The sequence below is a fragment of the Paenibacillus sp. FSL R7-0128 genome, from assembly GCF_038002245.1.
GTDB classification, from domain to species: Bacteria; Bacillota; Bacilli; order Paenibacillales; family Paenibacillaceae; genus Paenibacillus_AQ; species Paenibacillus_AQ silagei.
Genome location: NZ_JBBOCD010000001.1, coordinates 7,195,617 through 7,220,480 on the forward strand (window position 1 = coordinate 7,195,617; position 24,864 = coordinate 7,220,480).

General features: G+C 54.9%; 21 protein-coding genes and 1 pseudogene. 4 read left to right on the forward strand and 18 right to left on the reverse strand.

What is annotated here, in order from left to right; translation table 11 throughout:
- Positions 1-84: 84 nt before the first annotated feature.
- The gene (locus NST26_RS30815; RefSeq protein WP_340980599.1) at positions 85-1,704 is read left to right on the forward strand and encodes an aminotransferase-like domain-containing protein; all 1,620 of its coding nucleotides are present in this window, start codon (positions 85-87) and stop codon (positions 1,702-1,704) included.
- A gap of 491 nt (positions 1,705-2,195) precedes the next feature.
- Here NST26_RS30815 and NST26_RS30820 read toward each other — a convergent pair whose 3' ends face one another.
- Genes NST26_RS30820 through NST26_RS30830 form a run of 3 tightly spaced genes read right to left on the reverse strand, consistent with a single transcriptional unit; the run spans position 2,196 to position 5,732 of the window.
- Positions 2,196-3,263: a sensor histidine kinase gene (locus NST26_RS30820; RefSeq protein ID WP_340957510.1), complete on the reverse strand. Its 1,068-nt coding sequence runs from the start codon at positions 3,261-3,263 to the stop codon at positions 2,196-2,198.
- Positions 3,264-3,265: 2 nt separating this feature from the next.
- Complete coding sequence (locus NST26_RS30825; protein WP_340957509.1) at positions 3,266-3,937, reverse strand: response regulator transcription factor; 672 nt, start codon at positions 3,935-3,937, stop codon at positions 3,266-3,268.
- Positions 3,867-5,732 carry an ABC transporter ATP-binding protein gene (locus NST26_RS30830; protein ID WP_036726164.1) on the reverse strand — a complete coding sequence of 622 codons (1,866 nt, stop codon included), beginning with the start codon at positions 5,730-5,732 and terminating at the stop codon, positions 3,867-3,869. Before NST26_RS30830 ends, NST26_RS30825 begins: the two co-directional genes overlap by 71 nt.
- A 240-nt stretch (positions 5,733-5,972) precedes the next feature.
- Between NST26_RS30830 and NST26_RS30835 the strand changes: the two genes are divergently transcribed.
- Positions 5,973-7,190 (forward strand): MFS transporter, encoded by a 1,218-nt coding sequence (locus tag NST26_RS30835; protein WP_036726163.1) that lies wholly within the window; start codon positions 5,973-5,975, stop codon positions 7,188-7,190.
- Between the two features lie 173 nt (positions 7,191-7,363).
- Here NST26_RS30835 and NST26_RS30840 read toward each other — a convergent pair whose 3' ends face one another.
- Positions 7,364-9,076 carry a glutamine--tRNA ligase/YqeY domain fusion protein gene (locus NST26_RS30840; protein WP_036726158.1) on the reverse strand — a complete coding sequence of 571 codons (1,713 nt, stop codon included), beginning with the start codon at positions 9,074-9,076 and terminating at the stop codon, positions 7,364-7,366.
- A gap of 271 nt (positions 9,077-9,347) precedes the next feature.
- On the opposite strand from NST26_RS30840, the gene NST26_RS30845 reads away from it, so the two are divergent.
- The gene (locus tag NST26_RS30845) at positions 9,348-9,593 is read left to right on the forward strand and encodes a DUF2164 domain-containing protein (protein WP_036690395.1); all 246 of its coding nucleotides are present in this window, start codon (positions 9,348-9,350) and stop codon (positions 9,591-9,593) included.
- Between the two features lie 42 nt (positions 9,594-9,635).
- On the forward strand, positions 9,636-10,184 hold the full coding sequence (locus NST26_RS30850) for a GNAT family N-acetyltransferase (protein WP_036726157.1): 549 nt from the start codon (positions 9,636-9,638) through the stop codon (positions 10,182-10,184).
- A 387-nt stretch (positions 10,185-10,571) separates the two neighbouring features.
- On the opposite strand, the gene NST26_RS30855 is transcribed toward NST26_RS30850, so the two are convergent.
- From NST26_RS30855 to NST26_RS30925, 14 genes and pseudogenes are all read right to left on the reverse strand, one after another.
- Entirely contained in the window at positions 10,572-11,234 is a 663-nt protein-coding gene (locus NST26_RS30855; protein WP_235191902.1) for an MOSC domain-containing protein, read from the reverse strand.
- Positions 11,224-11,748: a GNAT family N-acetyltransferase gene (locus NST26_RS30860; protein WP_036726156.1), complete on the reverse strand. Its 525-nt coding sequence runs from the start codon at positions 11,746-11,748 to the stop codon at positions 11,224-11,226. Before NST26_RS30860 ends, NST26_RS30855 begins: the two co-directional genes overlap by 11 nt.
- 58 nt (positions 11,749-11,806) lie before the next feature.
- Complete coding sequence (locus NST26_RS30865) at positions 11,807-13,018, reverse strand: MFS transporter (RefSeq protein ID WP_036726155.1); 1,212 nt, start codon at positions 13,016-13,018, stop codon at positions 11,807-11,809.
- 543 nt (positions 13,019-13,561) lie between these two features.
- On the reverse strand, positions 13,562-14,389 hold the full coding sequence (locus NST26_RS30870; protein WP_036726153.1) for a formate/nitrite transporter family protein: 828 nt from the start codon (positions 14,387-14,389) through the stop codon (positions 13,562-13,564).
- Positions 14,390-14,627: 238 nt separating this feature from the next.
- Positions 14,628-15,992 carry an FAD-dependent oxidoreductase gene (locus NST26_RS30875; protein ID WP_340957503.1) on the reverse strand — a complete coding sequence of 455 codons (1,365 nt, stop codon included), beginning with the start codon at positions 15,990-15,992 and terminating at the stop codon, positions 14,628-14,630.
- Between the two features lie 382 nt (positions 15,993-16,374).
- Entirely contained in the window at positions 16,375-16,977 is a 603-nt protein-coding gene (locus NST26_RS30880; protein WP_340957501.1) for a hypothetical protein, read from the reverse strand.
- Positions 16,978-16,995: 18 nt separating this feature from the next.
- Positions 16,996-17,928, reverse strand: a complete 933-nt coding sequence (locus tag NST26_RS30885; RefSeq protein WP_340957263.1) for an IS3 family transposase — start codon at positions 17,926-17,928, stop codon at positions 16,996-16,998.
- A 5-nt stretch (positions 17,929-17,933) separates the two neighbouring features.
- Positions 17,934-18,248 (reverse strand): helix-turn-helix domain-containing protein, encoded by a 315-nt coding sequence (locus NST26_RS30890; protein WP_339313306.1) that lies wholly within the window; start codon positions 18,246-18,248, stop codon positions 17,934-17,936.
- A 360-nt stretch (positions 18,249-18,608) separates the two neighbouring features.
- Complete coding sequence (locus NST26_RS30895; RefSeq protein ID WP_340980602.1) at positions 18,609-20,243, reverse strand: formate--tetrahydrofolate ligase; 1,635 nt, start codon at positions 20,241-20,243, stop codon at positions 18,609-18,611.
- Positions 20,244-20,486: 243 nt separating this feature from the next.
- Positions 20,487-20,963, reverse strand: a complete 477-nt coding sequence (locus NST26_RS30900) for a glutathione peroxidase (protein ID WP_340946473.1) — start codon at positions 20,961-20,963, stop codon at positions 20,487-20,489.
- A 110-nt stretch (positions 20,964-21,073) separates the two neighbouring features.
- Positions 21,074-22,095 (reverse strand): annotated as a pseudogene (locus NST26_RS34135) (LLM class flavin-dependent oxidoreductase).
- 36 nt (positions 22,096-22,131) lie between these two features.
- Entirely contained in the window at positions 22,132-22,731 is a 600-nt protein-coding gene (locus NST26_RS30915; RefSeq protein WP_340957495.1) for a methyltransferase family protein, read from the reverse strand.
- A gap of 332 nt (positions 22,732-23,063) precedes the next feature.
- Positions 23,064-23,402, reverse strand: coding sequence for a DUF3243 domain-containing protein (locus NST26_RS30920; RefSeq protein ID WP_339251961.1), 339 nt, complete (start codon positions 23,400-23,402; stop codon positions 23,064-23,066).
- 544 nt (positions 23,403-23,946) lie between these two features.
- On the reverse strand, positions 23,947-24,780 hold the full coding sequence (locus tag NST26_RS30925; RefSeq protein WP_036726142.1) for a M15 family metallopeptidase: 834 nt from the start codon (positions 24,778-24,780) through the stop codon (positions 23,947-23,949).
- Positions 24,781-24,864: the final 84 nt, after the last annotated feature.

The following is a 24,864-nucleotide window of genomic DNA, read 5'->3' on the forward strand; positions in this document are numbered from 1 at the left end:
CAGTGGCACAATGTATTCGGTTTTTCGCCCTTGGCATGATAACTGCTAATTGTCTACAATCATTCGTCCGGAAGGAGCCTGCCCTTGACACATTCACAACGCTCCAACCATACAGACTTAAGCACGCCCGGCCAATCCGTACATTCGGAGGCTTCCCGGCCCGCAACTCCTGAAGCGCAGCAAGCGGGCGCTGGCTCCGGTCTGCCGGACACCTGGAAGCCGGACCCGGCTTCTCCGCTGCCGCTGCATGGTCAGATCTACGCCTACTTCCTGGCCAAGATCAGCACCGGGGCCTGGCCTGCCGGTATGCGTCTGGCTCCGCAGCGGGAGCTGTCCCGCCAGCTTGGAGTGAACCGCAGTACGGTGGTTACAGCGCTGGGGCAGCTGACCGCCCTCGGCCTGATTGAAGGCAGACGCGGGGGCGGAACAATAGTTACAGGCATACGTTCTGTGCTCCCGGCTTCCCTTGGTTCCGCCGGAGAATGCGGAGAAGACGGGGAAGAGGTGCCCCCTGAGCCGGAACACTCAGGCAACTGGAATGACTATGTGGAGGAGGGGATTCACTATCCCAACCTGCCCACCATCCAGGACATTAACCGGCTCGAATATGAGCCGGGTCTGATTCGACTAGGGACCGGCGAGCCTGCGCCCGAGCTGCTGCCCGGGGCAGCAATGAACCAGGTGCTGGCCGGACTCGCGCAGCGCGTTCTTCCTCCACTCTCCTATGAGGAGCCGCTCGGTAGTCCGGCGCTGCGGGCGGCGGTTAGCCGGTTACTAGCCCGGAGCGGCATTACCGCTGGCACGGACTCCATTCTGATTACCTCCGGTGCCCTTCAGGGGCTTCAGCTCATTGCCCTCGGGCTGCTGCCGCGCGGCTCTTCTATCCTGCTGGAGAAGCCGTCCTATCTGTATTCAATTCATGCCTTTCAGTCTGCGGGGGTGAAATTCAGCGGCCTGCCTATGGACGGGCGTGGTCTGATCCCGGAATACCTCACGGCTGAGGCGATCCGCACTAAGGCGGCGATGCTCTACAGCATCCCTTCCTTTCATAACCCTACGGGAATCCTAATGGATAAGGGGCGCCGCCAGGAGCTGATGGAGGTCACAGGCAGACTTGGGCTGCCCATTCTGGAAGATGGGGCCTACCAGGAATTATGGCTGGACGCTCCCCCTCCGCCGCCGCTGAAGGCGCTGGACCAGGAGGGACGGGTCCTGCATCTGGGCACTCTGTCCAAGGCCGCCAGCCCCGGTCTGCGCATCGGCTGGATTGCCGGACCTGAGCCGGTAGTCCGGCGGCTGGCCGACATCAAGATGCAGAGCGATTATGGCGCAAGCTCCCTGTCTCAGCTGGCTGCCGCCAGCTGGCTTACGGGCGGCTATCATGAAGAGCACCTGCATGTGCTGCGCGGCAGACTACGCGCGCGCCGCGACCACATGCTTGAGCTACTGCAGCTCCATTGCACCGGACTGGCAAGCTGGAACGTACCGGCAGGAGGCTTCTATATCTGGCTGTCTCTCCACGAGGCTGTCCCTCCGCGCAAGCTGTTCAGCGCAGCGCTGCGCGCCGGACTGCTGCTGAATACGGGCGATCTGTACGACCGCAGCGACGGCAGGCATCTCAGGCTGTCCTACGCTTATGCCTCTGCGGCTGAACTGGAGCGCAGCATCCCCCTGCTGGCAGAGCTGATCCGGCGGGGACTGTGATTGAGACAGCACAGACGGATTCAACCGAGTACGGCTGCGTAAATAGCCCCGCACCCATGACAGTATGATCTGTCTGTCCTGGGTACGGGGCTATGCTGTTCGGATGGGAAACCCTATCCACCCCAAGGTCTAACGGACCGGAGAGACTTTATCCCCACGAAAATGCCACTTTTTGCAGTGTAACGGACTCAGGTGGCCTTATTGTTTCAATCTGAGACGTTTCGGAGCCGAAGTCTAAAGGATAAGGCCTGTGGAGTCCGTTACTCGCCCAGTTGGCGACTTTCTTCCCAAATAAGAGCACCTCAGTCCGTTACGCTAAGCCAACGCCCCTGAAGAACACCCCCGCTTAGAAAAGATGTAATTTGAAGGGGAGTTGCTTCTACTCCACTATTTTAAACCTGACACTGTACTAATTTAACCGGCCTCCTGGCCAGTGAATATCCGGCTGAAGTACCGGCGCTGATTATTCGCCTGAACGGCGGGTTCATGGCTCATCCGCTCTGCTGCGGCAGCCGCACGATGAACGCCGTCCCCTCTCCGGGACGGCTCGTTACGTCTACGCTGCCTTCATGGAGCTCCACGATCTTCTTCACGAGCGGGAGGCCCAGCCCGCTTCCGCTCCCGCTGCTGACGCTTCTGGACTTGTCTGCCTTATAGAACCGTTCGAAGATCCGCGCCAGCTCTTCTTCGCTCATGCCTATCCCGCTGTCCCTGACCTCCACCTCGGCCCATTCCCCCATGCTGCGCACAGTGACGGTGATCCGTCCGCCCTGGGGGGTGAATTTGATGCTGTTATGCAGCAGGTTGGTCCATACCTGGCTCAGCAGATCCTGCACCGCAGTCACGGTGGTCTCCTGAAGCTCGGCCTCCACCTCAATCTCCTTGCCCAGCCACTGCGGCTCTGCGGCCAGGATCATCCCCTGCACTTGCTTATCCAGCCTATAAGGCTTCCGCTCGAACGGGAAGCTCTCTGCCTCCAGCACGGACAGCTTCAGCAGATTGTCGCTCAGGCCGGACAGACGGCGGCTCTCCGCTTCAATAATATCCAGGTAATGCTTGCGGATCTCCGGACTAAGGTTCTCCTCTTGCAGCGCGGCAGCGAACCCGCGGATCGAGGTCAGCGGCGACTGAATCTCATGGGATACGCTGGCGATGAAGTCCTGCCGCATCAGCTCCATCCGGCTCAGCTCACTCGCCATTTCGTTAATCCCTTCCACAATCCCTCCGAACTGCCGGTACTGGCCGCTGTTCTCCAGTTCAATCTTGAAGTTGCCTTGAGAGATCTGCCGCATGGCTGTAAGGATCGGCCTATAGAAGTTCTGATCCTTACCGCGTGTAGCGAAGGCAATCATCGCCCCGCAGACGAAAAAGATAATAATCTGCATCGCCATCACAAACAGGTGATACCCATATTCGGAGAAGGACCAGTGAAAATAATGGACCAGCAGCCTTGAGCCGAAATAGCTCCCGTTCCAGGTGATAAAGAACATGCTCAATAGTCCGGCTATAGGTCCAACTATTTTGACTTTCTCCCATATCTTCTTGGCTCTGTGCTTCATGCCTATCCCTCCAGCCGGTAGCCAAGCCCCCGGATCGTGCGAATGGAGAATCCGAATCGCTCCTGCGGAAACCGCTCGCGCAGACGGCCTACATGAACATCCAGCGTCCGCTCATTGCCTTCGTAATCGTAGCCCCAGATCTCTTCAATCAGCCGGTCACGGGTCAGCGTCTGCCCCCGGTAACTGGCCAGCTTGAAGAGCAGCTCGAATTCCTTCAGCGGCAGCGTGAACTCGCCATGCTCGGACAGCACCTCATAGGTGGCGCGGTTCATCCGCAGACTGCCAACGGTAACACTCTGGGCGGCCGAAATCTGGTAACGCTTCAGCAGTACTTTGACCCTGGCGATCAGCACAGGCGGCTCAAACGGCTTGACCAGATAGTCGTCTGTGCCCAGCTCGAAGCCTTTGACAATCTGCGAGGTCTCCCCTTTGGCCGTCAGCATCAGAATAGGGAAATCATACCGCCCCCGCAGCTCCCGGCACAGCTCCCAGCCGTCCATATTCGGCATCATAATATCAATGATCGCCATATCCGCCGCAGTCTCTTCGAGCAGCCGCAGCGCCTCCAGTCCGTCAGAAGCACTCAGCACCTCGGCTATCCCTTCAGCTCTCAGGAACACTCCCACCAATTCGCGGATGTGCGGATCGTCGTCCACTACCAGTATTTTGACCATAGTCTGTAGAACCCTCCTCTATTCCTTGGCTCAGAAGCTCAGGTGTATTCAGCTGCAGCTGCTGCTCGGCGAATTCACGGTACAGCTCATGGTCCCTCAGCAGCTCCTCATGCGTGCCTTTGCCGGTGATCCGGCCCTTCTCCATAAAAATAATCTGGTCCGCATTCACCACCGTAGCTAATCTGTGAGCAATCACAATCGTAGTCCGGCCCTGCATCAGATTGCCCAGCGCCTTCTGCACTACGGCCTCCGACTGGCTGTCGAGGCTTGAGGTAGCCTCATCGAGCATGAGAATCTTCGGATCGCGCAGCAATGCTCTGGCGATGGCAATCCGCTGCCGCTGTCCGCCGGACAGCTTGACGCCGCGTTCACCGACATCCGTGTTGTACCCGTCCGGGAGTTCTTCAATGAAGCCGTCAGCGTAAGCCATGGCCGCAGCCCGCTTCAGCTCCTCCTTGCTGATCTCGCGGTCCAGCCCGTATCCGAGATTCTCGGCAATGGTACCGGCCAGCAGCGGACTTTCCTGTGAGACATAACCGATTCTCTTCCGCCAGGATTTCAGAGAGAACAGCGAAGCCGGTTTGCCGTCCAGCCGGATGACTCCGCCCTGCGGCTCATAGAACCGTTCCAGCAGCGAGAACAGGGTTGTTTTACCGCCGCCGCTCGGGCCGACAATGGCAGTCACCTGACCCGGCAGCATAGTGAAGCTTACCTTGCTGAGAACCTTCTCGCCCGTCTTGTATCCGAAGCTGAGATCTTCCACTGCAATCGGACCCTCTGTGCCCTCAGCCTCTTCCACACCTTCATACACCTCTTCCTCTGCAGCAAGGGTCTCAATGATCCGCTCGGAGGCACCCTTGGCCTTCTGGAGCTGGGTAAAGAATTGCGTCAGCTGTGTCAGCGGCATAATAATCTGGATCAGATACAGAATAAAGGCGACCAGTTCGCCGGCGGTGAGCGCCCCTGAGGATACCAGCATCCCGCCATAGCCGATAATGACCACCAGCAGCATCATGAAAACGAAGGAGATCAGCGGGCTGATCAGGGCGCTGATCTTGCCTTCACGAATCCCGAAGCCCAGCAGGTTCATGATCCCTTGCCGTCCGGCCTCATATTCCTTCTGCTCCGCTCCCGAGGATTTCACCAGCCGGATCTCGGACAACACACCGCTGAGCACAGCGGTGAAGGAGGCCGTCTCGTCCTGCGTGCCTTTGGAGATCTTATACATCTGCCGTCCCAGCGGCACCAGAATGAGCGCCGACAGCGGGAGCACCGTGAACAGCACCAGCGTCATTTTCCAGTTCAGATAGAACAGCACCAGGACAGAGCCGACAATGGAGATGAGGCCGGTGAACAGACTGGCCAGATGCTCCGAGATCAGTGTCTTGAGAATTCCTGTATCATTAGTCATCCGGCTGACGCTCTCGCCTGTCCGGTTCTCATTGTAGTAGGAGACGGGCAGCACCAGGAATTTGCGCCACAGCCTGTCACGAAGCCCGGCCACAACTTTTTGCCCGATGGCATTCAAAAGATAGATCGAGACTCCGCCGGCCACGGTCTGCGCAATGAACGCTCCGGCGATGCCGGCAATCTGCAGCTTGCTGACAGAAGCCAGCGAGAAGCCGTCCACCAGATTCTTCGTGAACATGGGAATGACCAGACCGACCAGTGTCGAAATGATGCTGAGGCCAAGGGCCAGCGCCAGCAGCAGATAAGATGGTTTGGTTTCGTGCAGCAGCTTCAGGAACGGCCTCATGGCCGCGCCCTGCTTCTGCGGTGCCTGCTTGTTTGTCATAAGGAATCCCCTTTTCCGGCAGATAGATGTATGGAGCAGTGGCGCCCCGCTTCCGCCTTAGAACCCAGAATAACTGACCTATGTAAACTGAAGTTAAACAGATATTTTGCCATTGATTTGTAGTTCCCCATAAAAGTTGGTTTGTATCCCTTTTCAACAAATGTTACAGTGATATCAGCGGCATCATAAGACGGCCACAGCAAGAATGCAAGGCATCCTAGCGGGAAAGGAGTGCAACGTTTGCGGGATCAATCCGATAAGCAGCTGTCTTTCACCTCTCTGAAATGGTTCAACTTCTTCGTATATGGAACGGTTGTCCTCTTCACCAGCTTCTTTCCCTTATATCTGCAGGATGTAGGGATGAATAAGCTGGAGATCGGGAGCCTGATGTCTGTAGGCGCACTGGTCTCCATTATTGCCAACCCCTTCTGGGGCATCTGGAGTGACCGGTATCAGAATATCCGGCGGATTGTCCTCGTCATGCTGACGGGAACGCTGGTCTTGACCCAACTTGTCTTTCAGGCGAATACATATGAAATGATCTACATATCCATTCTGTTCTTCTATTTCTTCCAGGGGCCCCTGTTCGCCCAGAGCAACACAATGATTCTCAGCTATATTGACGGAACCAGCCGCAGCTTTGGCTCTTTCCGGCTATGGGGATCACTAGGCTGGGCTTTCACCGCCATCCTTGCTGGTCCCGTAATTGAATGGGCCGGCATCTCTGTGCTGTCCTATCTGTTTGCATCACTGCTCTGTGCGGCGATGATTGCACTAATCACGCTGCCGAAGCTGGACCATTCGATCGGAATTGCCCCCTTGCCCTTCAAAGGCATGAGCCAGATCTTCCATAACCCGTTCTTCCTGTGCTTCATCCTCTTCGGCATCCTGGTCTCGATTCCGAATACGATGAATAACACCTTTGTGTCACTGTACATCACGGAGCTGGGGGGAAGCAAGACCATGATCGGTCTCGCTGTGTTCCTGTCCTCCATCCTGGAGATGGGAGTGCTGCTCCTGTGCAATTACGTTCTCCGGCGTAAAATCTCTGTCCTGCTCGCCTCACTTACGCTGGTCAGCGCGCTGTTCTTCCTGCGGTGGTGGCTGATGGCCGATGCAACGACTCCGCTGCAGGTCGCACTTATTCAGGTGCTGCACTCCATTACCTTCGGCGGCTTCTTCTATGTCGGAACCCAGCTGACTATGCTGCTGGTGCCAAAGCCCTACCGTTCCTCGGGACAGGCTCTCTACACGCTCACCTGGAGCGGAATCTCCGGCATTCTTGGCGGCGTCCTCGGCGGCTGGATGTATCAGACCCTCGGCGCGCAGACGATGTATCAATCCGGTGCGCTTCTTGCCCTGTTCGGGGCGATCGGCTTCGGAATGATGTGGCTCACTGTCATTCGCGGCAGCTACCGCCCTCCGGCTGATCCCGAGGACGAGCTGGCGGAAGACTAGGAATACGCACAACTGGAAACGGCTTTGCCGTCCTTTAAAGGGACGGTACCGTTTCAGCGAGAAATAGAAGGATAATTTATAGCGTAAAACATATAAATTCTTATATTTGGATACAGCAAACAGGCTTGGCCTCCCGGCGGGAGACCAAGCCTGCCTGCTTATATGCAGCTCTTCTAGCCTTTTTTGGGCTGGAAGGAGCTTTTGAGGGATACAATCAGATTGAACACCAGATGCTCCGGCGACGAATACTTGCTGTCTACGTTGAAGTACCCGTGACGGAAGAACTGGAACTTGTCCTGCGCCACACTGTTCTTCAGCCCAGGCTCCACGAAGCCCTGCAGGATCTCGATGGAATTCGGATTCAGCTGATCCAGGAAGGTTGGCTCCGGCTTGTCAGCGGAAGCTTCCAGACCTTCTACTTCTGCATCCGTCTCCGCCTCTTCGGCAGAGATCAGCGGCTCATACAGGCGGAATTCCGCCGGTACAGCCTGGCCTGCATCTACCCAGTGCAGCGTTCCCTTAACCTTGCGGCCGGTGAAGCCGCTGCCGCTCTTCGTCTCAGGATCATAGGTACAGTGCAGCTCCACCACTTCGCCGTTCTCGTCCTTGATGAAGTCGTTGCACTTGATGAAATAAGCATTCTTAAGACGCACTTCATTGCCGGGGAACAAGCGGAAATACTTATTCGGCGGAATCTCCATGAAGTCATCGCGTTCAATATAGATCTCACGGGAGAACGGAATCTGGCGGTTGCCCATCTCCGGGTTCTCCACATTGTTCTCAATTTCGAAGTATTCGGTCTCGCCTTCAGGATAATTCGTAATAACCACCTTCAGCGGCCGCAGCACAGACATCGTCCGGGGAACCGTCAGCTTGAGATCTTCACGGATGAAGTGCTCCAGCATCTGCAGGTCCACCAGCCCCTGGCTCTTCGAGATGCCGGTCTCATGCACGAAGCTGCGGATGGCCTCCGGTGTATAGCCGCGGCGGCGCAGCCCGGAGATCGTCGGCATGCGGGGATCATCCCAGCCGTCCACATGGCCTTCATCGACCAGCAGCTTCAGCTTGCGCTTACTCGTAACGGTCTGGGCCAGATTAAGGCGTCCGAATTCATATTGATGCGGTGCAGCCTCCATGTCACATTCCGCGACTACCCAGTCATAGAACGGGCGCTGGTCCTCGAACTCCAGGGAACAGAGGGAATGGGTGACATGCTCAATGGCATCCTCCAGCGGATGTGCGAAGGTATACATCGGATAAATGCACCATGCGTCGCCCGTATTATGGTGATGGGAGTGGGATATCCGGTAAATGACCGGGTCACGCAGATTGATGTTAGGAGAGGACATGTCAATTTTGGCGCGCAGAACCTTCTCGCCGTCCTTGAATTCTCCCGCCTTCATACGGTGGAACAGATCAAGGTTCTCTTCCACCCCGCGCTCGCGGTAAGGGCTGTTCTGCCCCGGCTCCGTCAGGGTTCCCCGGAATTCACGGATCTGCTCGGCGCTGAGATCATCGACATAGGCCTTGCCCTTCTTGATCAGCAGCTCGGCCCGCGCATACATCTCCCCGAAATAATCCGAGGCGAACCGCAGCTCCTCCCATTCATACCCGAGCCATTTCACATCCTCCTGGATGGAATTGACATACTCGGTATCTTCCTTGAGCGGATTCGTATCATCGAATCTCAGATGGGTCTTGCCGCCGAACTCATCCGCCAGCGTGAAGTTAATCCAGATCGCCTTGGCATGTCCGATATGTAAATAACCGTTCGGCTCCGGCGGAAAGCGGGTGACGACTTCCTTAACCTTACCCGAGCGGAGATCTTCGGTAATGACGTTCTTAATGAAATTGGAGGGTGTACCCTGGTTCTCCACATTGATCAACCTTTCATTCTGTAATATAACTACTTCCTTGTATGAACATGTTTCCTATTAATATACCCGTTAAGCCGGGAATGTTCAACAAGCGGAAACGGCATTGCCGTCCTTTTAAAGGACGGTACCGTTTCAGCGAGAAATAGAAAGATAAGTTATCGTGTGAAACATATAAATTTTTATATTTCAAAAGTTAAGCAGCCGCCGCATCCTTTGACTTCTCTCCCGGCGATGGAGTAGCATGATAAATATAGGAATATTAAGCTAAAGGGGGATGCTTATGCAACCGGTAAAACTGCCTAAAGAGCAGCGGGAGATGATTACGGAGAACATCCGTGCTTACTTCGAGGCGGAGCGCGGGGAAACGATCGGCCACCTGGCCGCAGACAATCTGTTGGAGTTCTTCCTGAAGGAGCTGGGGCCGGCGATTTACAACGGGGCGCTTAGCGACTGCCGCACGCTTGCTCTTCAGCGCATGCAGGCCCTGGAGGAAGATATCTACGCCTTGGAGTGGCAGAAGCGTTAGTTCAGCGAGGCTTATAACTCACAACGCATAGGGGGCAGCCGCATGTTTAATTATGTCATAGATGAAGAGCTGAAGCTGAAGCTGCTCATGCCGGAGCATGCCCGTCAGATGTTCGCCCTGGTGGAACGCTCCCGCCACCGGCTCAGACAATGGCTGCCTTGGGTGGATGGCGTAGCCGAGCAGGCTCATCTTACCACGTTCATCAAGAACTCCGTGAAGCAGGGAATTGATAACGGCGGCTTCACTGCCGGACTGTGGGTCCGGGAGGAATTGGCCGGCATTATCGGCTATCACGAGATTGACTGGCATAACCGCTCGGTCGGCATCGGCTACTGGCTGGGCGAAGGCTATGAGGGACAAGGCTATATGACCAGTGCCTGCCGGGTCTTTGTCGATTACGCCCTGCTGGAGCTGGAGCTGAACCGCATCGAGGTCCGCTGCGCTACAGGCAACCTGGCCAGCAGAGCTATCCCCGAACGGCTGGGCTTTATTTTCGAAGGAGTCATCCGCCAGGCCGAGAAGCTGCCTAGTGGTTATGTGAACCATGCAGTGTACGGCCTGCTGCGCAGCGAATGGAAGCTGCTGGGCTGAGCGGGGAGGGCTGCCGGTCATAGAGCACGGGTGCGCGGAGCATACAGGGGAACGGGTCGGTCGGGTCGGCGGATTCGGGGGCATTTCTGCCCCTCATTTCCGCGACCAGCCCACTTTCGGCAGATTCAGGGGCACACCGGATATAGTTGGATTTTGTCCACTTGCTGATGAACAATTTGCCCGTGCGCGGACTGGAGTTGGATAAACAACACTTAATTTCTCACCTTTCGTCTAACAGGGCTGGAACTAACTATTTTAGTTGCTCTTTTTCCACTTGTTTTCGGTTATTTGCCAGAAGTAGGCGAGATAAGATACGTTTTTCCACTTGTTTACTTTGCAGGGCGGGTGGCCCAGCTCTCCTAGCTGCTTCACTCCACCCGCACCACCTTAGCTCTCCGCCGCATCCAGCCATCTCTGGAACCGCTCACGGATACCAGCCGCAAGGCTCTCCAGTCCGGCCAGCTCAGCCAGCCCGGCAGGGTCCTTACGCCCATGCTCCATCGAGTACAGTACCTGTCTCACCGGGAAGCTTCCCGCACCGCTCTCCAGCTTAACAATCCGGTCACCGGCTGCCACCCGGCCTTCACGCAGCACGCGGAAATAGAATCCGCTATACCCCGTGGACAGCACCTGAGCCGGCATATCCGCCGGTCCATGCTTCTGCGTGAGCTTGAAGCACGGGAAGCGCGGCTGGCTGACCTCCAGCAGTGCCGTACCGATCTCAAAAACATCCCCGATGCACACCTCGGTCTCCAGCAGTCCGCTCGCCGTGATGTTCTCGCCGAAGGCGGAAACCTCCAGCTTCCGGCCAAGCCACTCCTCCCAGTGGGCATAATGCTCCACCGGATAGACGCAGACTGCCTTGTCAGGGCCTCCATGATTGACCAGATCCGCTTGCCCGTCTCCGGTGAACCCACCCACCCGAAGCGCAAGCGGCCCGGCTACCGGCAGCTTGTAGATTCCGGTGTCCAGCGGCTTACCGCGGTACTCCACCGTCTTCGGCTTGCCTACATTAAGCGAGACGACTTGCATCTTCACTTCACTCTCCATCCCCTTCTCCTCCCGTCAGCCTGCAGCTCATAAATACTTCATCCACATAACGTCCGCTTAAGTAGAATTCCTCCCGCAGCCGTCCCTCTTCCTCGAATCCGCATTTGCGGTAGAACTGAAGTGCCGGTGTATTGCAGGAGAGCACACGCAGCCGCAGCTTGCGGATGCCATGCCCCGCGGCATGGCGCTTGATCTCCGCGATCAATCGGCTGCCTACACCCAACCGCTGAAAGCGCGGGTGCACAGCGATATTCACCTCGCATACATGGCGGTTGCTCTCCATCCCGCTGGGACAGCCGAAGCCAACGTAACCACATAGCTCCCCGTCCTGCAAGGCCACAAGCTGGGAGCCGGGCGGCGCATGCAGCAGATAGTCCTCCCGCGAGCGCCACATCAGCGGACCCGGGGTTGTATTCTCCGTCCAGATCATATTATCGAGCACGATCAGCTCACGGGCATCCCTGATTTCGGAAGGCCGGATAAGCAGTGCAGCATCACTGTTAATTGGTTGCATTATTATACCCCCTTGCCTTACTAAGCAGATAGAAAAAGATTAGTTGCAGCGTGAACGATTATGCAGTCCTGCGCTCAAGCTGTACAGCTGAACGGTTCATATAGGCGTGAAGCGCGAAGAATCCTACGGATAGCACAGCCATGCCGCAAGCGAGCCAGCCGGTTGGCGCAAGACCGCCCCTGTCGAACTGAACACCCATCAGATAAGGCCCGATGACACGGCCGATTGCGCCAATTCCGCCGCTCAGCCCGAGATAGAACGGCGCGCTGCGCTGGGCATGCTCCGAGATGAAGGAAGGCATCGCCGGAGAGATCAGCATCTCCCCAAGGGTAGCCAGCACCATACCCAGCAGCATCCCCGGATAGCTTGGCATAAACAGAATTACAGCATACCCGCCCAGGTAAAAGACGGCGCTTGCTGTCATCTGCGCAGTTGACGTCTGCGCGAACCCGCGCTTGATCAGGCTGACCAGCGGCTGCGCCGCGAAGATCAGCACACCGTTCAGCGTCCAGAGGAAGCCGTACAGCTGCTTCGACCAGCCTTCCGAGATAATGAACGGCGAGACTCCGCTGTTCCAGATCGAATTGCCGATCAGCAGGAACATCGAGCCCACCGCCATGAACAGATAGATCCGTATATGACCGAGGAGTCTCCAGCCCGACACTTCATTCTGCGGTTGCTTTTTCGATACTGTGCTGTGAGCCGGAGCCGTCCCTACCTTACGCAGATAGACGAAGAAGAATCCGGCAAATACGGCCGAGGTCACCCCGTTAAGCACAAAGCTCAGCATATAATTGCCCAGGAAGCCGCTCAGCGCGGTTCCCAGGGCTACCCCTATATTATTGGCAACATAGATGATATTGAACAGCTCTGCGCGCTGCTCCGCGAACCGGAAACCGATAAACGCCTGGATCGCCGGGAGGGAGAGGGAGTTGAACAATCCCATCATACCCATAACGATTATGAATACGCTCCAGCTTCCGCTCGCCCACGGGAGGGCAAACAGCGTCAAGGCATTCATCGCCAAAGCGCCGACAATCAGGCGGTTCACTCCTACCTTATGATACAACGAACCGCCCAGCAGCTGACCGGCAATCCCGCCAAGTGACTGCACCAGCAGCACGATTCCCGCGTCTTTCATACTGCGTCCCAGTTCATCGAATACATACATTGTAACCAGCGGCCACATCAGTGCACTGCCGGTAGCATTAATCAGACTGGCAATCAAGAATACTTTAATTTCCTTCGGATAGGCCTGCATGAATCTCATATCTTGTCTGTCATCCCCTGTAACATAGCTGTCATTAATCCATCCAGTATCATCCCAAAACAGGGGGCGGGGCAAGCATGTGCGTTAATGCTGTATCGCGGGAAACCGGGATATAATTTGTGATATTTATATTCTATAACCCGCTCTTTCACACGTAAACAAAAATACCTTGCCGGCACTGATTCGTTCCCCGGAAGCCGGGGTAATGATCCATATGAAACACTCCCTATTTTATTCACCGTGAGATCCGATTTCGTTCCCCCGAATCGGATTGCACGGTGAATTTTGTTTTATCCGGAGGATGATCCTGCTGTACCTATACCAAACAAGTAGAAACGGCTTTGCCGTCCTTTTACAGGACGGTACCATTTCAGCGAGAAAGATAAGGATAATTATAACGCGAAGCATATAAATTCTTATCTTTATACAAAAACACTCCCTGTCTCTACGAATCCCTTGAAGCAGGGTGCCGAGAAGCAGGAAGTGCTAGGCAAGCTATGTTACAGTCCGGCGATGTGATTCACCGGGTCAGGTCCGTATTCATTAAGCGTGTTTCTTCAATCCAGCAGCAGGTACGCCTGCGGCTGGACTCACAGCACCCGGCTCCTTGCGCAGATAAGCCATCCAGTACGCCGCAGCCACGAAGATCGCGCCGCCCGTCAGATTGCCCAGCCAGACCGGAACGAAGTTGGCCGCATACTGGCCCCAGGTGAAATGTCCTTCGAAGATCGCAGCAGGGATAAGGAACATGTTAGCTACAACGTGCTGGAAGCCGATGGCCACGAACGCCATGGTCGGAAACCAGATACCGAGGATTTTGCCGCTGAAATTGTCTGCCCCGTACGACAGCCATACCGCCAGCGCTACCAGCCAGTTACAGCCGATCCCGGAGATAAAAGCCTGCAGGAACGTAGCATCGATCTTATGCTCCGCCATACTTACCAGCTTCTCCAGATACACGCCATCTGATGTAAGGCCAACGATGTGACCGAAGAAATAAGCGACGAACAAGGCGCCTGCCAGGTTGCTGAGCGTGATTAGCACCAGGTTCTTCATGACTTCCCAGAACGAAATCTTCTTCGCCATAAAAGCCAGCGGCACCGCCATCATATTGCCCGTAAGCAGTTCGCCTCCGGCAAGCAGCACCAGCACCAGTCCAACCGGGAACACCGCAGCCCCGATGAAGTTAGCAATGGACCCCCACTCGGCGGGTGCACCGGCAATGACACGAATATCCAGCAAAAATCCGAGCGCGATAAACGCTCCTCCCAGGAAACCGAGAATGAGTACAGTGCTGAGCGGATTATGCGCCTTCTTAATTCCGTTCTCTACCGTCACTTCAGCGATTCCCTGCGGTTTGTTATAAGCCATGATTCCTATCCCCTTCGAATTACTTAAAATTTGTTCCTTTATGCCATTGTAACGTGATCCCAATCACATTTACGTGATAAAAGTCACTATCATAAAAACCACGTGAAAGTTTTCACTGACATGTCAAATTTACCATAAAAGCGGGCTGTACAGAAATTTTTTTTCATTCCCGGCTGCCATTGCATCGAGAGTTCACAAAAAAAGAGCCCTAAGCGGGCTCCGGCAAAATATTCAGCTCTTATACGTGTACAGGTTCTTTAACGGCAGCCAGCTTCGGCAGAGCCTGAAGGCCTGCGGTGTTCAGGAAATTCCATGGCTTGTTGTAATGCGGCTGGAAGAAGAAGTCGATGAAGGCTAGCTGGTCCACGGTCATCTTATTCTGGATGCAGACCGATACGGTATTGATCGACTGCGTCAGATCCATCTTGGACATAATCTGCGCGCCCAGAATGCGGCGGGTGGCACGGTCAAAGACCACTTTTACCTGAACCTGCTCGAAGGTCGGCATGAACTCCGGACGGTAGTTGTCGATCAGCATCACGCTCTCCGTATCCATTCCCTCGGCTGCAGCAGCCTCTTCAGTCAGTCCGGTTCCGGCAATATTGTCCTCATAGATCTTGATGCCCGATGTGCCTTGCGTACCCATGTAAGGGATCGTGTTCGAGACCAGATTGCGGGCAACCAGCGTTCCCATACGCACTGCGTTGGTGGCCAGCGGGATATACGCGTGTTTACCAGTCGGATTGTAATGAATCGCGCAGCTGTCTCCGGCAGCATAGACATCCGGCAGGCTGGTCTGCATATAATCGTTAACCATAATTGCGCCGTTCGGCAGCATATCGACTTGGCCCTTCAGCAGCTCGGTATTCGGACGGAAGCCGATGCAGAGTATAACCAGATCCGTCTCATGTTCACCCTTGCTCGTTATCACCTTGGTCACTCTGCCGTTCTCACCTGCGAAGGAGGCGACCTTCTCGCCCAGCGCCAGCTTAATGCCGTGATCCTCAAGCGACTGCTGGATCGGTGCGGTGAACTCTTCATCGAGATATTTGCTCAGGATGCGAGCTTCCCCATCAATCAGCGTAACTTCCTTGCCATTCATCTGAAAAGCCTCTACCAGCTCGACCCCGATATAACCGGCGCCGACCACAGTAATTCTGTTCACCTTCTGTGCTTCTTCGATAATGGTATTGGAATGATTGTAGTTCTTCGAGAGCAGGATGCCCTCCATCTCTATTCCTTCAAGCTTAGGCACAATCGGCCATGAGCCTGTTGTCATAATGAGTTTGTCATAAGTATCTTCCATTTCCTCACCGGTCACGAGGTTGCGGGCTTTTAGGGTTTTGCGGGCGGTGTTCACGTTGATTACCTCATGACGCATCTTCGTCTGCACACCCAGGGCGGCAAGTTGTTCCGGGGAGGAATAGAATAGTCCCTGCGGGTCCTTGACCACACCGCCAACGTATAAGGCAATGCCGCAAGACAGGAATGAGATATTATCGTTGCGCTCATACACCGTAATCTGGGCATCCGGGTATAACTGTGCGGTATTTACAATGGCGGCCGTTCCGGCGTGGGTACATCCAATAACTGCTACTTTCATAATTTCTTCCTCCTCAAAGTTGAAAAGCTTATTTAGTAGGGCTTGTGATTGCGTCTGTAAAAAAGTGCTGTACTGACTGCGTTTATACAACTTTACATTTGTGATTGTTTTCACTTTATATACTGATTATATTGTGATATTTATCACATTGCAAGAGTTATTGTGATTTTTCTCACATTGTTCACAATTTCAAATTTTAATAACTTTGGAGTTTCACCGCATCATCCACTCCATTTGTAACGCCGCTGCACTCTTCAACCTTGGCTTAGTTTCCCCCGGAGGAGGGGCATTATGTCTGCCAGGAGCAGGAAACAGCAGGAGTGAATCTGGCCTACGCGGCGCGCCCGGTCCAATTGTGAGCGGTTTTTCGATTATATTTGGCTTACGCTACCCGACCCACTCCAATTGTGATCGGTTTTTCGATTACATTTGGCTTACGCGGCGCTCCCAGTCCAATTGTGATCGGTTTTTCAATTACATTCGGCCTACGCGGCGCGCCCGGTCCCATTGTGATCGGTTTTTCGATTTCATTCGGCTTACGCGGCGCTCCCGGTTCAATTGTGATCGGTTTTTCGATTACATTTGGCCTACGCGGCGCGCCCGGTCCCATTGTGATCGGTTTTTCGATTACATTCGGCCTACGCGGCGCGCCCGGTCCCATTGTGATCGGTTTTTCGATTACATTCGGCTTACGCGGCGCGCCCGGTCCAATTGTGATCGGTTTTTCGATTACATTTGGCTTACGCGGCGCTCCCGGTCCCATTGTGATCGGTTTTTCGATTTCATTCGGCTTACCCGGCGCATCCTGTTCAATTGTGATCGGTTTTTCGATTACATTCGGCTTACCCGGCGCATCCTGTTCAATTGTGATCGGTTTTTCGATTACATTTGGCCTACGCGGCGCTCCCGGTCCCATTGTGATCGGTTTTTTGATTGCATTCGGTGCGACCCCCTTATCCCGGAGTCCTCCGTATAAAATCAGCACTTGTCGTAGATATGCTCTTTATTTCGCTTTTTCTCTCGGCCAGAAGAAGCGGGAGCGGTCTTCTAGGGTCAAGACCCATTCCGCAAAGGTAGCTGGCGGCATGTTCCGAAGGCTTGTATGCATTCTGCGATTGTTGTAGAAGTCCATGTACCGGTCCACGGCTTCATAGGCCTCTTCGAACGTCTCGAAGGCCTCTTTGCGGAACAAATCCCGATCGATATTACTGTGGAACGATTCAATAAAAGCATTTAAATCCGGCGTTCGAGGCGGAATGCGTTCATGGGTCATTTCCCAGCTTTCACACATGTCGCCAAACAGATGGCTGACGAACTGTGGACCATTGTCGGTGCGGATCACCGGGCGTGCGCTGTCAGGGGCGCAGTGTTGCTCCATGGCGCGTCCCAGCGTCTGGCAGGCGTGCTTGGCTTCACACGACGATCCGCGGTGGTAGCCGACGATGACACGGGTAAAGACATCGATAATACTCAGGACAAAGAAATGCCTGCCCTGGCCCGCCACGTAACCGTACTTAATGTCCATCTGCCAGAGCTGACCCGCCCCTGTAATGACCCGGTTCTCCGGCAGCTTCCGAGGATGCTTAAAACGCTTGTGACGCTGCGGCTGTAGGATATCCAGCGCCTGACACAGCCGGTAGCTTTTCTTGTGATTGAGCCTCAGCCCGTGCTGGTTCCACAAGCACTTGGCCAGCAGTTTGTACCCGTACACGTGCTCCTCTCCAGCGATTAATTCCAGCAGCCATTCCTGGATTTCCTCGTCGCTAATCTTCTCTCCAGACTCGGTCAGGGAATAGCCGGGTACGGGTCTTCCGCGCCCCTGGGGTACGGCCTGTACATCCTGCTTCTTGCGTTTCTTACGGTCGTAATACGTAGACTCTGCTAGCCCCACGAGACGTAGTACCAACGCTGCGGTATTCCCCTGCTTAATGAACATGTCGGCTACCTCGATTTTTTCGGATAAGCAGGGGTTGGCTTTTTTAGCAGTTCACGCAGAATCTCGATCTCTAACTCCTTTTCGCCGAGGATCTTGACGGCCTTCTCGTATTTCTGCTCCACGTCCAGGAGGCGCTTCAGTTCCTCCACCTGCTCCTGGGGATACGGATGATCTTGTTCCCCATGGGCCTCTCGGTAGTCCCTCACCCACTGATTCACCGTCGATGGGGTCACCCCATACTTGCGGGCAACCACCGCTGCCTTAATGCCAGACAACACCTCTTGCGCTGCCTTCTCTCTTGTTCCTGTTAAGTGTCCCATACCGTTCATCCTCCTCCTATATCTAGTCTACATTTTTGTGGGGGAGGACTCCAACTTCTTTAGGGGGCTGTGGAGCATTTGGCCTACGCGGCGCGCCCGGTCCCATTGTGATCGGTTTTTTGATTACATTTGGCTTACCCGGCGTTCCAGGTCCCATTGTGATCGGTTTTTCGATTACATTTGGCCTACGCGGCGCGCCCAGTCCCATTGTGTTCGTTCTGTTTTTAGGCGCGCTGCTCATTTTCATGCTGGGGTTGTGCCTTGAAAGACATGTTTGTTTTGGCATACAAAATAGCCTCACCCTCCGCAGCATATCTGCGGTAAAGTGAGGCCAAACTACAACTATTAGCTGCTGATGTCTTATTCCAGACCGGAAATTACGCCATCCTCATCGACCAGTATGCTTTCTGCTGCGGGCTTGGCGGGGAGACCCGGCATCGTGACCATGTTGCCGGTGATCACAACAGCGAATCCCGCCCCGAGGGACAGGGTGATGTCCCGGACGCCCATGGTGAAGCCTTCCGGGGCTCCGAGCAGCCGGGGCTGATCCGAGAAGGAATACGGGGTTTTGGCCATGCAGACCTGAAGATGATGCAGGCCCAGCCGGTCAATGACAGCGAGACTGCGCTTGGCTGCCGGAGAGAAGGCTACTCCCGCACCACGGTAGATCTCCGTGACGATGCGGTTGATTTTGGACGGGATATCCAGATGGTCTTCATACAGCGGCGCATAATTCACAGGCTCTTCCCGGTCCAGCAGCTTCATCAGCTCCTTCGCCAGCTCCTGTCCGCCCGCGCTTCCCTCAGCCCATACCTTGGACACCGCAGCAGGTACCCCCAGCCGCCCGCAGGCTTCCAGCACCTCATTCACTTCAGCAGGGGCATCCCCTTCAAAATGATTCAGCGCCACCAACACAGGCACACCGAACTTGCGCAGATTCTCAATATGCCGCTCCATATTGGACAATCCGGAGAGCAGCGCTGGCCGATTGCCCTCATACAGCTCTTCCTTGCGGACGCCGCCGTTGTATTTCAGCGACTTCACCGTAACCACCAGAACAGCAGCCGAAGGTGCCAGCCCGGCCTGACGGCATTTGATGTCCATGAATTTCTCCGCGCCCAGATCTGCGCCGAAGCCTGCCTCCGTCACTACCACATCGCCCAGCTTCAGTGCGTAGCGGGTTCCGATTACACTGCTGCAGCCGTGGGCAATATTGGCGAACGGGCCGCCATGTACAATGACCGGGGTTCCTTCCAGCGTCTGCACCAGATTCGGCTTCACCGCCTCCTTCAGCAGCGCAGTCATCGCCTCTACGGCTCCTATGGCCTGTGCCGTTACCGGCTGACCCGCATGGTCATACCCGATCAGAATGCGGCTGAGCCGCTGCTTCAGATCCGCAAGATCGCTGCACAGGCAGAGCACGGCCATAATCTCGGAGGCTGTTGTAATCTGGAAGCCGCTCTCCCGCACAGTTCCGTTGCCGTCGCCAATGCCGGTCACGATATTCCGCAGGCTGCGGTCATTCATATCCATAACTCTTTTCCAGACGATTCGCTGCGGATCAAGCCCCAGGCTGTTGCCCTGGAACATATGATTGTCGATCATCGCCGAGAGCAGGTTATGTGCTGACGTCACCGCATGGATATCCCCCGTGAAATGCAGGTTAATCTCATCTGCCGGAACAATCTGCGCCTTGCCGCCTCCGGTTGCTCCGCCCTTCATCCCCAGACAGGGACCAAGCGAGGGTTCACGCAGCGCTGCTACCGTGCGTACACCCGCTGCATTCATCGCCTGGGCGAGCCCAATCGTCGTCAGCGTCTTGCCTTCACCTGCCGGTGTAGGATTCATTGCGGTAACCAGAACCAGCTTGCCGTCCGGTTTGTGCTTCAGCTCTGCCCAGAGCGAGGGCGCCAGCTTGCTTTTATATTTGCCGTACAGTTCCAGATGCTCCTCCTTGATCCCCGCTGCCGATGCTACCTCTGTAATTAACCTCATGCCGTTATGTAACCCTCCTGCCGTTATTATCCTGCATCCTTGCTTCCTGTATGCGATTCATGTAGTCAGGCGAAGCATTTCTCTTCAAAGAATACAGGGTCTCTGAAAAGATTCAAGGATAATTTTCATAAAGGGTGAAACTTAATTGTATAGAAAACTCCCGGACCGGGCGCATCTGCACCACTATCCGGGAGAACACGTATAGCCTGGCTCCAGCCTTCAGAGCGGATGATTTCAGCCTCATTACAGCAGAGATTCGATAAGCCCCTTCATGCTCTCCGGTGATTCCTTCGGCTCGACACGGGCCACTACATTGCCGCTGCGGTCAACCAGGAACTTCGTGAAGTTCCACTGGATATCACTGCTCTCGCCGTCCCCCGGCTGCTGACCCTTCAAATATTGAAACAGCAGGCTCGCCTCCGGACCATTCACATCGACCTTGGCGAACACCGGGAACGTAACCCCATAGTTAATCTGGCAAAAGGACTCCGCTTCCTCGCTTGTGCCCGGCTCCTGACCGGCGAACTGGTTACACGGAAAGCCCAGCACCACCAGCCCCTGGTCCCCGTACTGCTCGTACAGCTTCTGCAAATCTCCGTATTGCGGGGTCAGTCCGCACTTGCTGGCGGTATTGGCGATCAGCAGCACCTTGCCCTCATAGTCCTTAAACGGCACTTCTGTACCCGAAGGTGTCACTCCTGCAAAACTATAAATCGACATCTCTGCTTCGCTTCCTTTCGGCTGTATGCCCAGTTCTTAAGTGCGCTTTATATAAGTAACCTCTTCATTTTACCCTATTCGCAGCCAAAACCAAATTCCGGCGGCAAAGGCTACGCCCTGCGCTGCAGCCCGCAGGCTTCGGCGATGAGCCGGATGGACTGCAGCTTGTCCCTGAACTCATGGATATGCGAAGAAATCATCAGCTCCCCGCAGCGGTATTCCTCCGCCAGCAGCTGAAGCTGCTCCCTGACTTCAGCAGCCGAGCCTATGACCATCCGCTTCCGGTTATCCTTAATGGTAAAACGGTCGTAAGGGGTATATGTATAGTTCAGTGCAGTCTCTACGGACGGGGTCGGGGAAGAGAGGTGTTCCCTCTCCAGGCTAACCAGTGAGAGATCCATACTGGCAGCCAGCCGGTCTGCTTCGGCCGATGTCTCTGCACAGACGGCGAACACCGCAAGCAGCGGCTTCGGCGATGCAGCGGCCACGGATGGCGCGAAGCTGTCCTGGTACTCATGCACCGCTCCCGCTCCCCCATTCCCGGCAATGAACCGGGCGAAGGCATAACCGGTTCCCAGCCGGGCCGAGAGCGCCGCACTCTCCCGGCTGGAGCCCAGCAGCCAGATTTCCGGTGCTGAGTCTACTGCAGGCGTTGCCCGCAATCCGGCATAGCGCTGGGGGATGCTCCGCCCTCAAATTCATAGAGATAAGCAATCAGCTCCTGAATCTGCTGCTCGTACCGGTCAACGTCGTCAATAGTCACACGGGTATCCTGTAGTGCTTTGGCGGCCAGGGCACCGCCGCCTGCCGCTCTCCCTATCCCGAGATCGATCCGCCCGGGATAGAGCGCCTCCAGGACGCGGAAATTCTCCGCGACCTTGAACGCACTGTAATGCGAGAGCAGCACCGCTCCCGAGCCGATGCGGATCGCTGAGGTCACCGCAGCGAGATGCGCCATTAGCACTTCAGGGCTGGAGCCGGCAAGGCCTGGCGCAGCATGATGCTCCGCAACCCAAAAGCGATGATAGCCGAGCCGTTCCGCTTCACGGGCCAGCAGGGCCGTCTGCCGGAGCGCCTCTGCCGGAGTGCTTCCCTCCGATACCGGAGATTGATCGAGAATGCTTAATTTCATATGAGAGCAACTCCAATGGGTTGGATTGTAGAGTCTTCAGAGATATCTTGGCGTCTTGCTGCTGTAGGATCTGTATTCTTCGCCAAAGACAAGACGCAGATGCTTCTCCTCCTGCAGAATCAGCAGATGAATAGCAGCAACATTCAACACTAGAATAACTAGCGTCAGCCAGCTCGGATACATAAGATAAAGACCTGCGAACATCAGATCGAAGCCGACAAAAGCAGCGTTCCGGCTAATCTTATATACCCCGCGGGTCACCAGCCTGGTTGTTGTGGACTTATCAATTCCTACTCTCCAGGAAGTGTTCATCGCTGCCATGGCAAGAATGAATACCGCACACCCTATACTAACTATACCCACACCGATATAATTCACAACCGGAAGATTATAATGCCGCCCAAGCAAGTTCACAAAATACGGCTCAGCTATGGACATCAGGAACCATGTAGCGCCCCACAGAAGCGTAGCGATTTTGACAAACCATTCGGTTGATTTAATGGTCGTAATCTTCTTACCTTTGCCCAGTACATTGGCCTGGATGTTGTTCTTTCTGTTGAGAATTACAAGCTTTAACACATAAGAGGCAAGGAACGTACAGAATAAAATCAGGGATAGGAGATTAAGGGTGGTCATTGGACATAGCTCCTTTGTTGGATGGATGGTTTGGATGGTTAATAGTTGGATGGTTGATTATCATACATATGAACAAATGCTCATATAATAAAATAATTATATCTCCCATCCGCTGCTGGGTCAATTGTTTCCTGCACAGCAAAAAGGCAGCACCGCAAGTATCACGGAACCGCCTGATTTACTTTACTTTTATAGGATGGGATGGAGCAACGTTGTTACTGTTTCAGGGAGCCATGCTGCTTGTTCATGCTTTTTGCAGGAGAGTATAGGCACTCTATGCCATCAGCGTTGATTACTACAAAAACGTTTGCTACTTTCCGGTACCGCTACTTTTAGTGCTGCACCATCTTTACCAGCATATGCGCCAGCCGGTGGCGCTCCTCCTTGTTCCCGGCCTTCCACAATTCCAGCAGCAGCTTCTCTTCGCTATTGCGGGGCTCCTCATACGCTGCCAGATAATCGGCGATTTTCTCGGCGGCCAGCGCCAGCTGTTCGTCGCTGAGGCCGATTTTTTGCGCCAGTTGAATGCGCTTTCCTAAATACGCCTTGAACTGCCCGAAATTGTCCAGAATCATCTCCTTCTGCCCCGGATCGATCCGGTCCAGCGCCTCCGTTACCCGGTTCATGGTCACACTGCCGTCCTTACTCACCACATGATTATGTTCAGACATCCAGAACGCCTCCCATTTCATAGTGTGCGGTTTCCCACTACTTAACCAGCGTTTCCGGGGGTGAACCATGCTGCTGCACGAGCCATTATCCGCCTCAGAAGCAAGCACGTGGATTAACGTATCTTATTTTCCCGGTTTCAGACGATTGGCCGGAAGCAAGTGGATGAACAGCATCTAATTTGGAGCGTTTGGCTACTTTTGCTGGATAGTGATTAATTAAGTGCTCTTTTTCCAATTGCTACCGGAGGAGGGCTCAATCGCGCCACAGCAGGTGGATGAAATCCACTTATTCTCCTGACACACGTATGATCAGAGCATCTATTACCCGACATTAGCGTGCCTTGTAGCATCAAAAGCATACATTACTCACCCTAGCCTGCTTCTTTGTAGCTTCAGAGATGCAACCTCTTACTATAGCGCCCCGTTAATGTCCGTACACGCTTCATTGTGGCGATACAGCCAACTGGCGAACAAATCACCTCCCGCCCGCCCAGACACACAAACGGCCCCGCAAATCGCGGGACCGCCTGATTATAGTGTAGGGTTAATTCGACACCGGGACGGCGTCATAATATTCTTCGAGTGTGATCCCTCTTTCGGCTATGGAAGCCGCAATCTCCTTGCCTACATACCGGACATGCCAAGGCTCATACTTGTACCCGGTAATCGCCTCCTTGCCTTCAAGGAACCGGATAATATAGCCGTATTCAGCGGCATGGGCGGCAAGCCACTCCGCTTCCTTCGTTCCTGCAAAGCAGCTCTCCGCCGCACACTTGCCGTCTCTGCCGGACAGGTCAATGGCCAGCCCCGTCTGATGCTCGCTGTGTCCCGGCATGGCGCTGTAAGTCCGGGCCTTCTCTTCGCCGTCTCTGGCGACATAGTTATCGAACAGCCGTCTCTGGGTCGATTCCGAACGGTAGCCGGATACACCGGCCAGATAGACCCCGTCCGCCTTCGCCCCCGCGAACATCTCCTCCAGCGCCGCAGCCGCTTCACGCCGCAGCATACGCTTCTCAATCTTCTCCGAGAAGATAAAAGGTACGTCCGGGTAGACCAGATCGGCAGGCTTATACTGATCAGGCAGGCTGTACTGCTTATTAACCATAACCGTGATGCTCTCCGGCTCGGCTACCACCATCTGCGCAGCATTGTTCCCGGATGTGCCATTGCCTGAACCGCCAGGAGCTGGCTGATCCGTAGGCTCCGGCACTGCCGAAGCTTCAGGCGCTGCCTCCGGCCCCTCGGCTCCCAGATCTGTGCCTGCATTTATATTGGTTTCGTTCTCCTGGGAAGCGGACGGTGCCGTGTACTTCCCGATTCCCCAGCCGACCGCAATGACGACGATGAGTAGAATGACAATTTTAGCGGTTTTGGACATGCTGTGTAATCCTCCTAAACGTTGTGTACCCCCGCACTCCTGAATTCGGCAGAACCCCGCCTAATCAAAAGTGCAGGTTACATT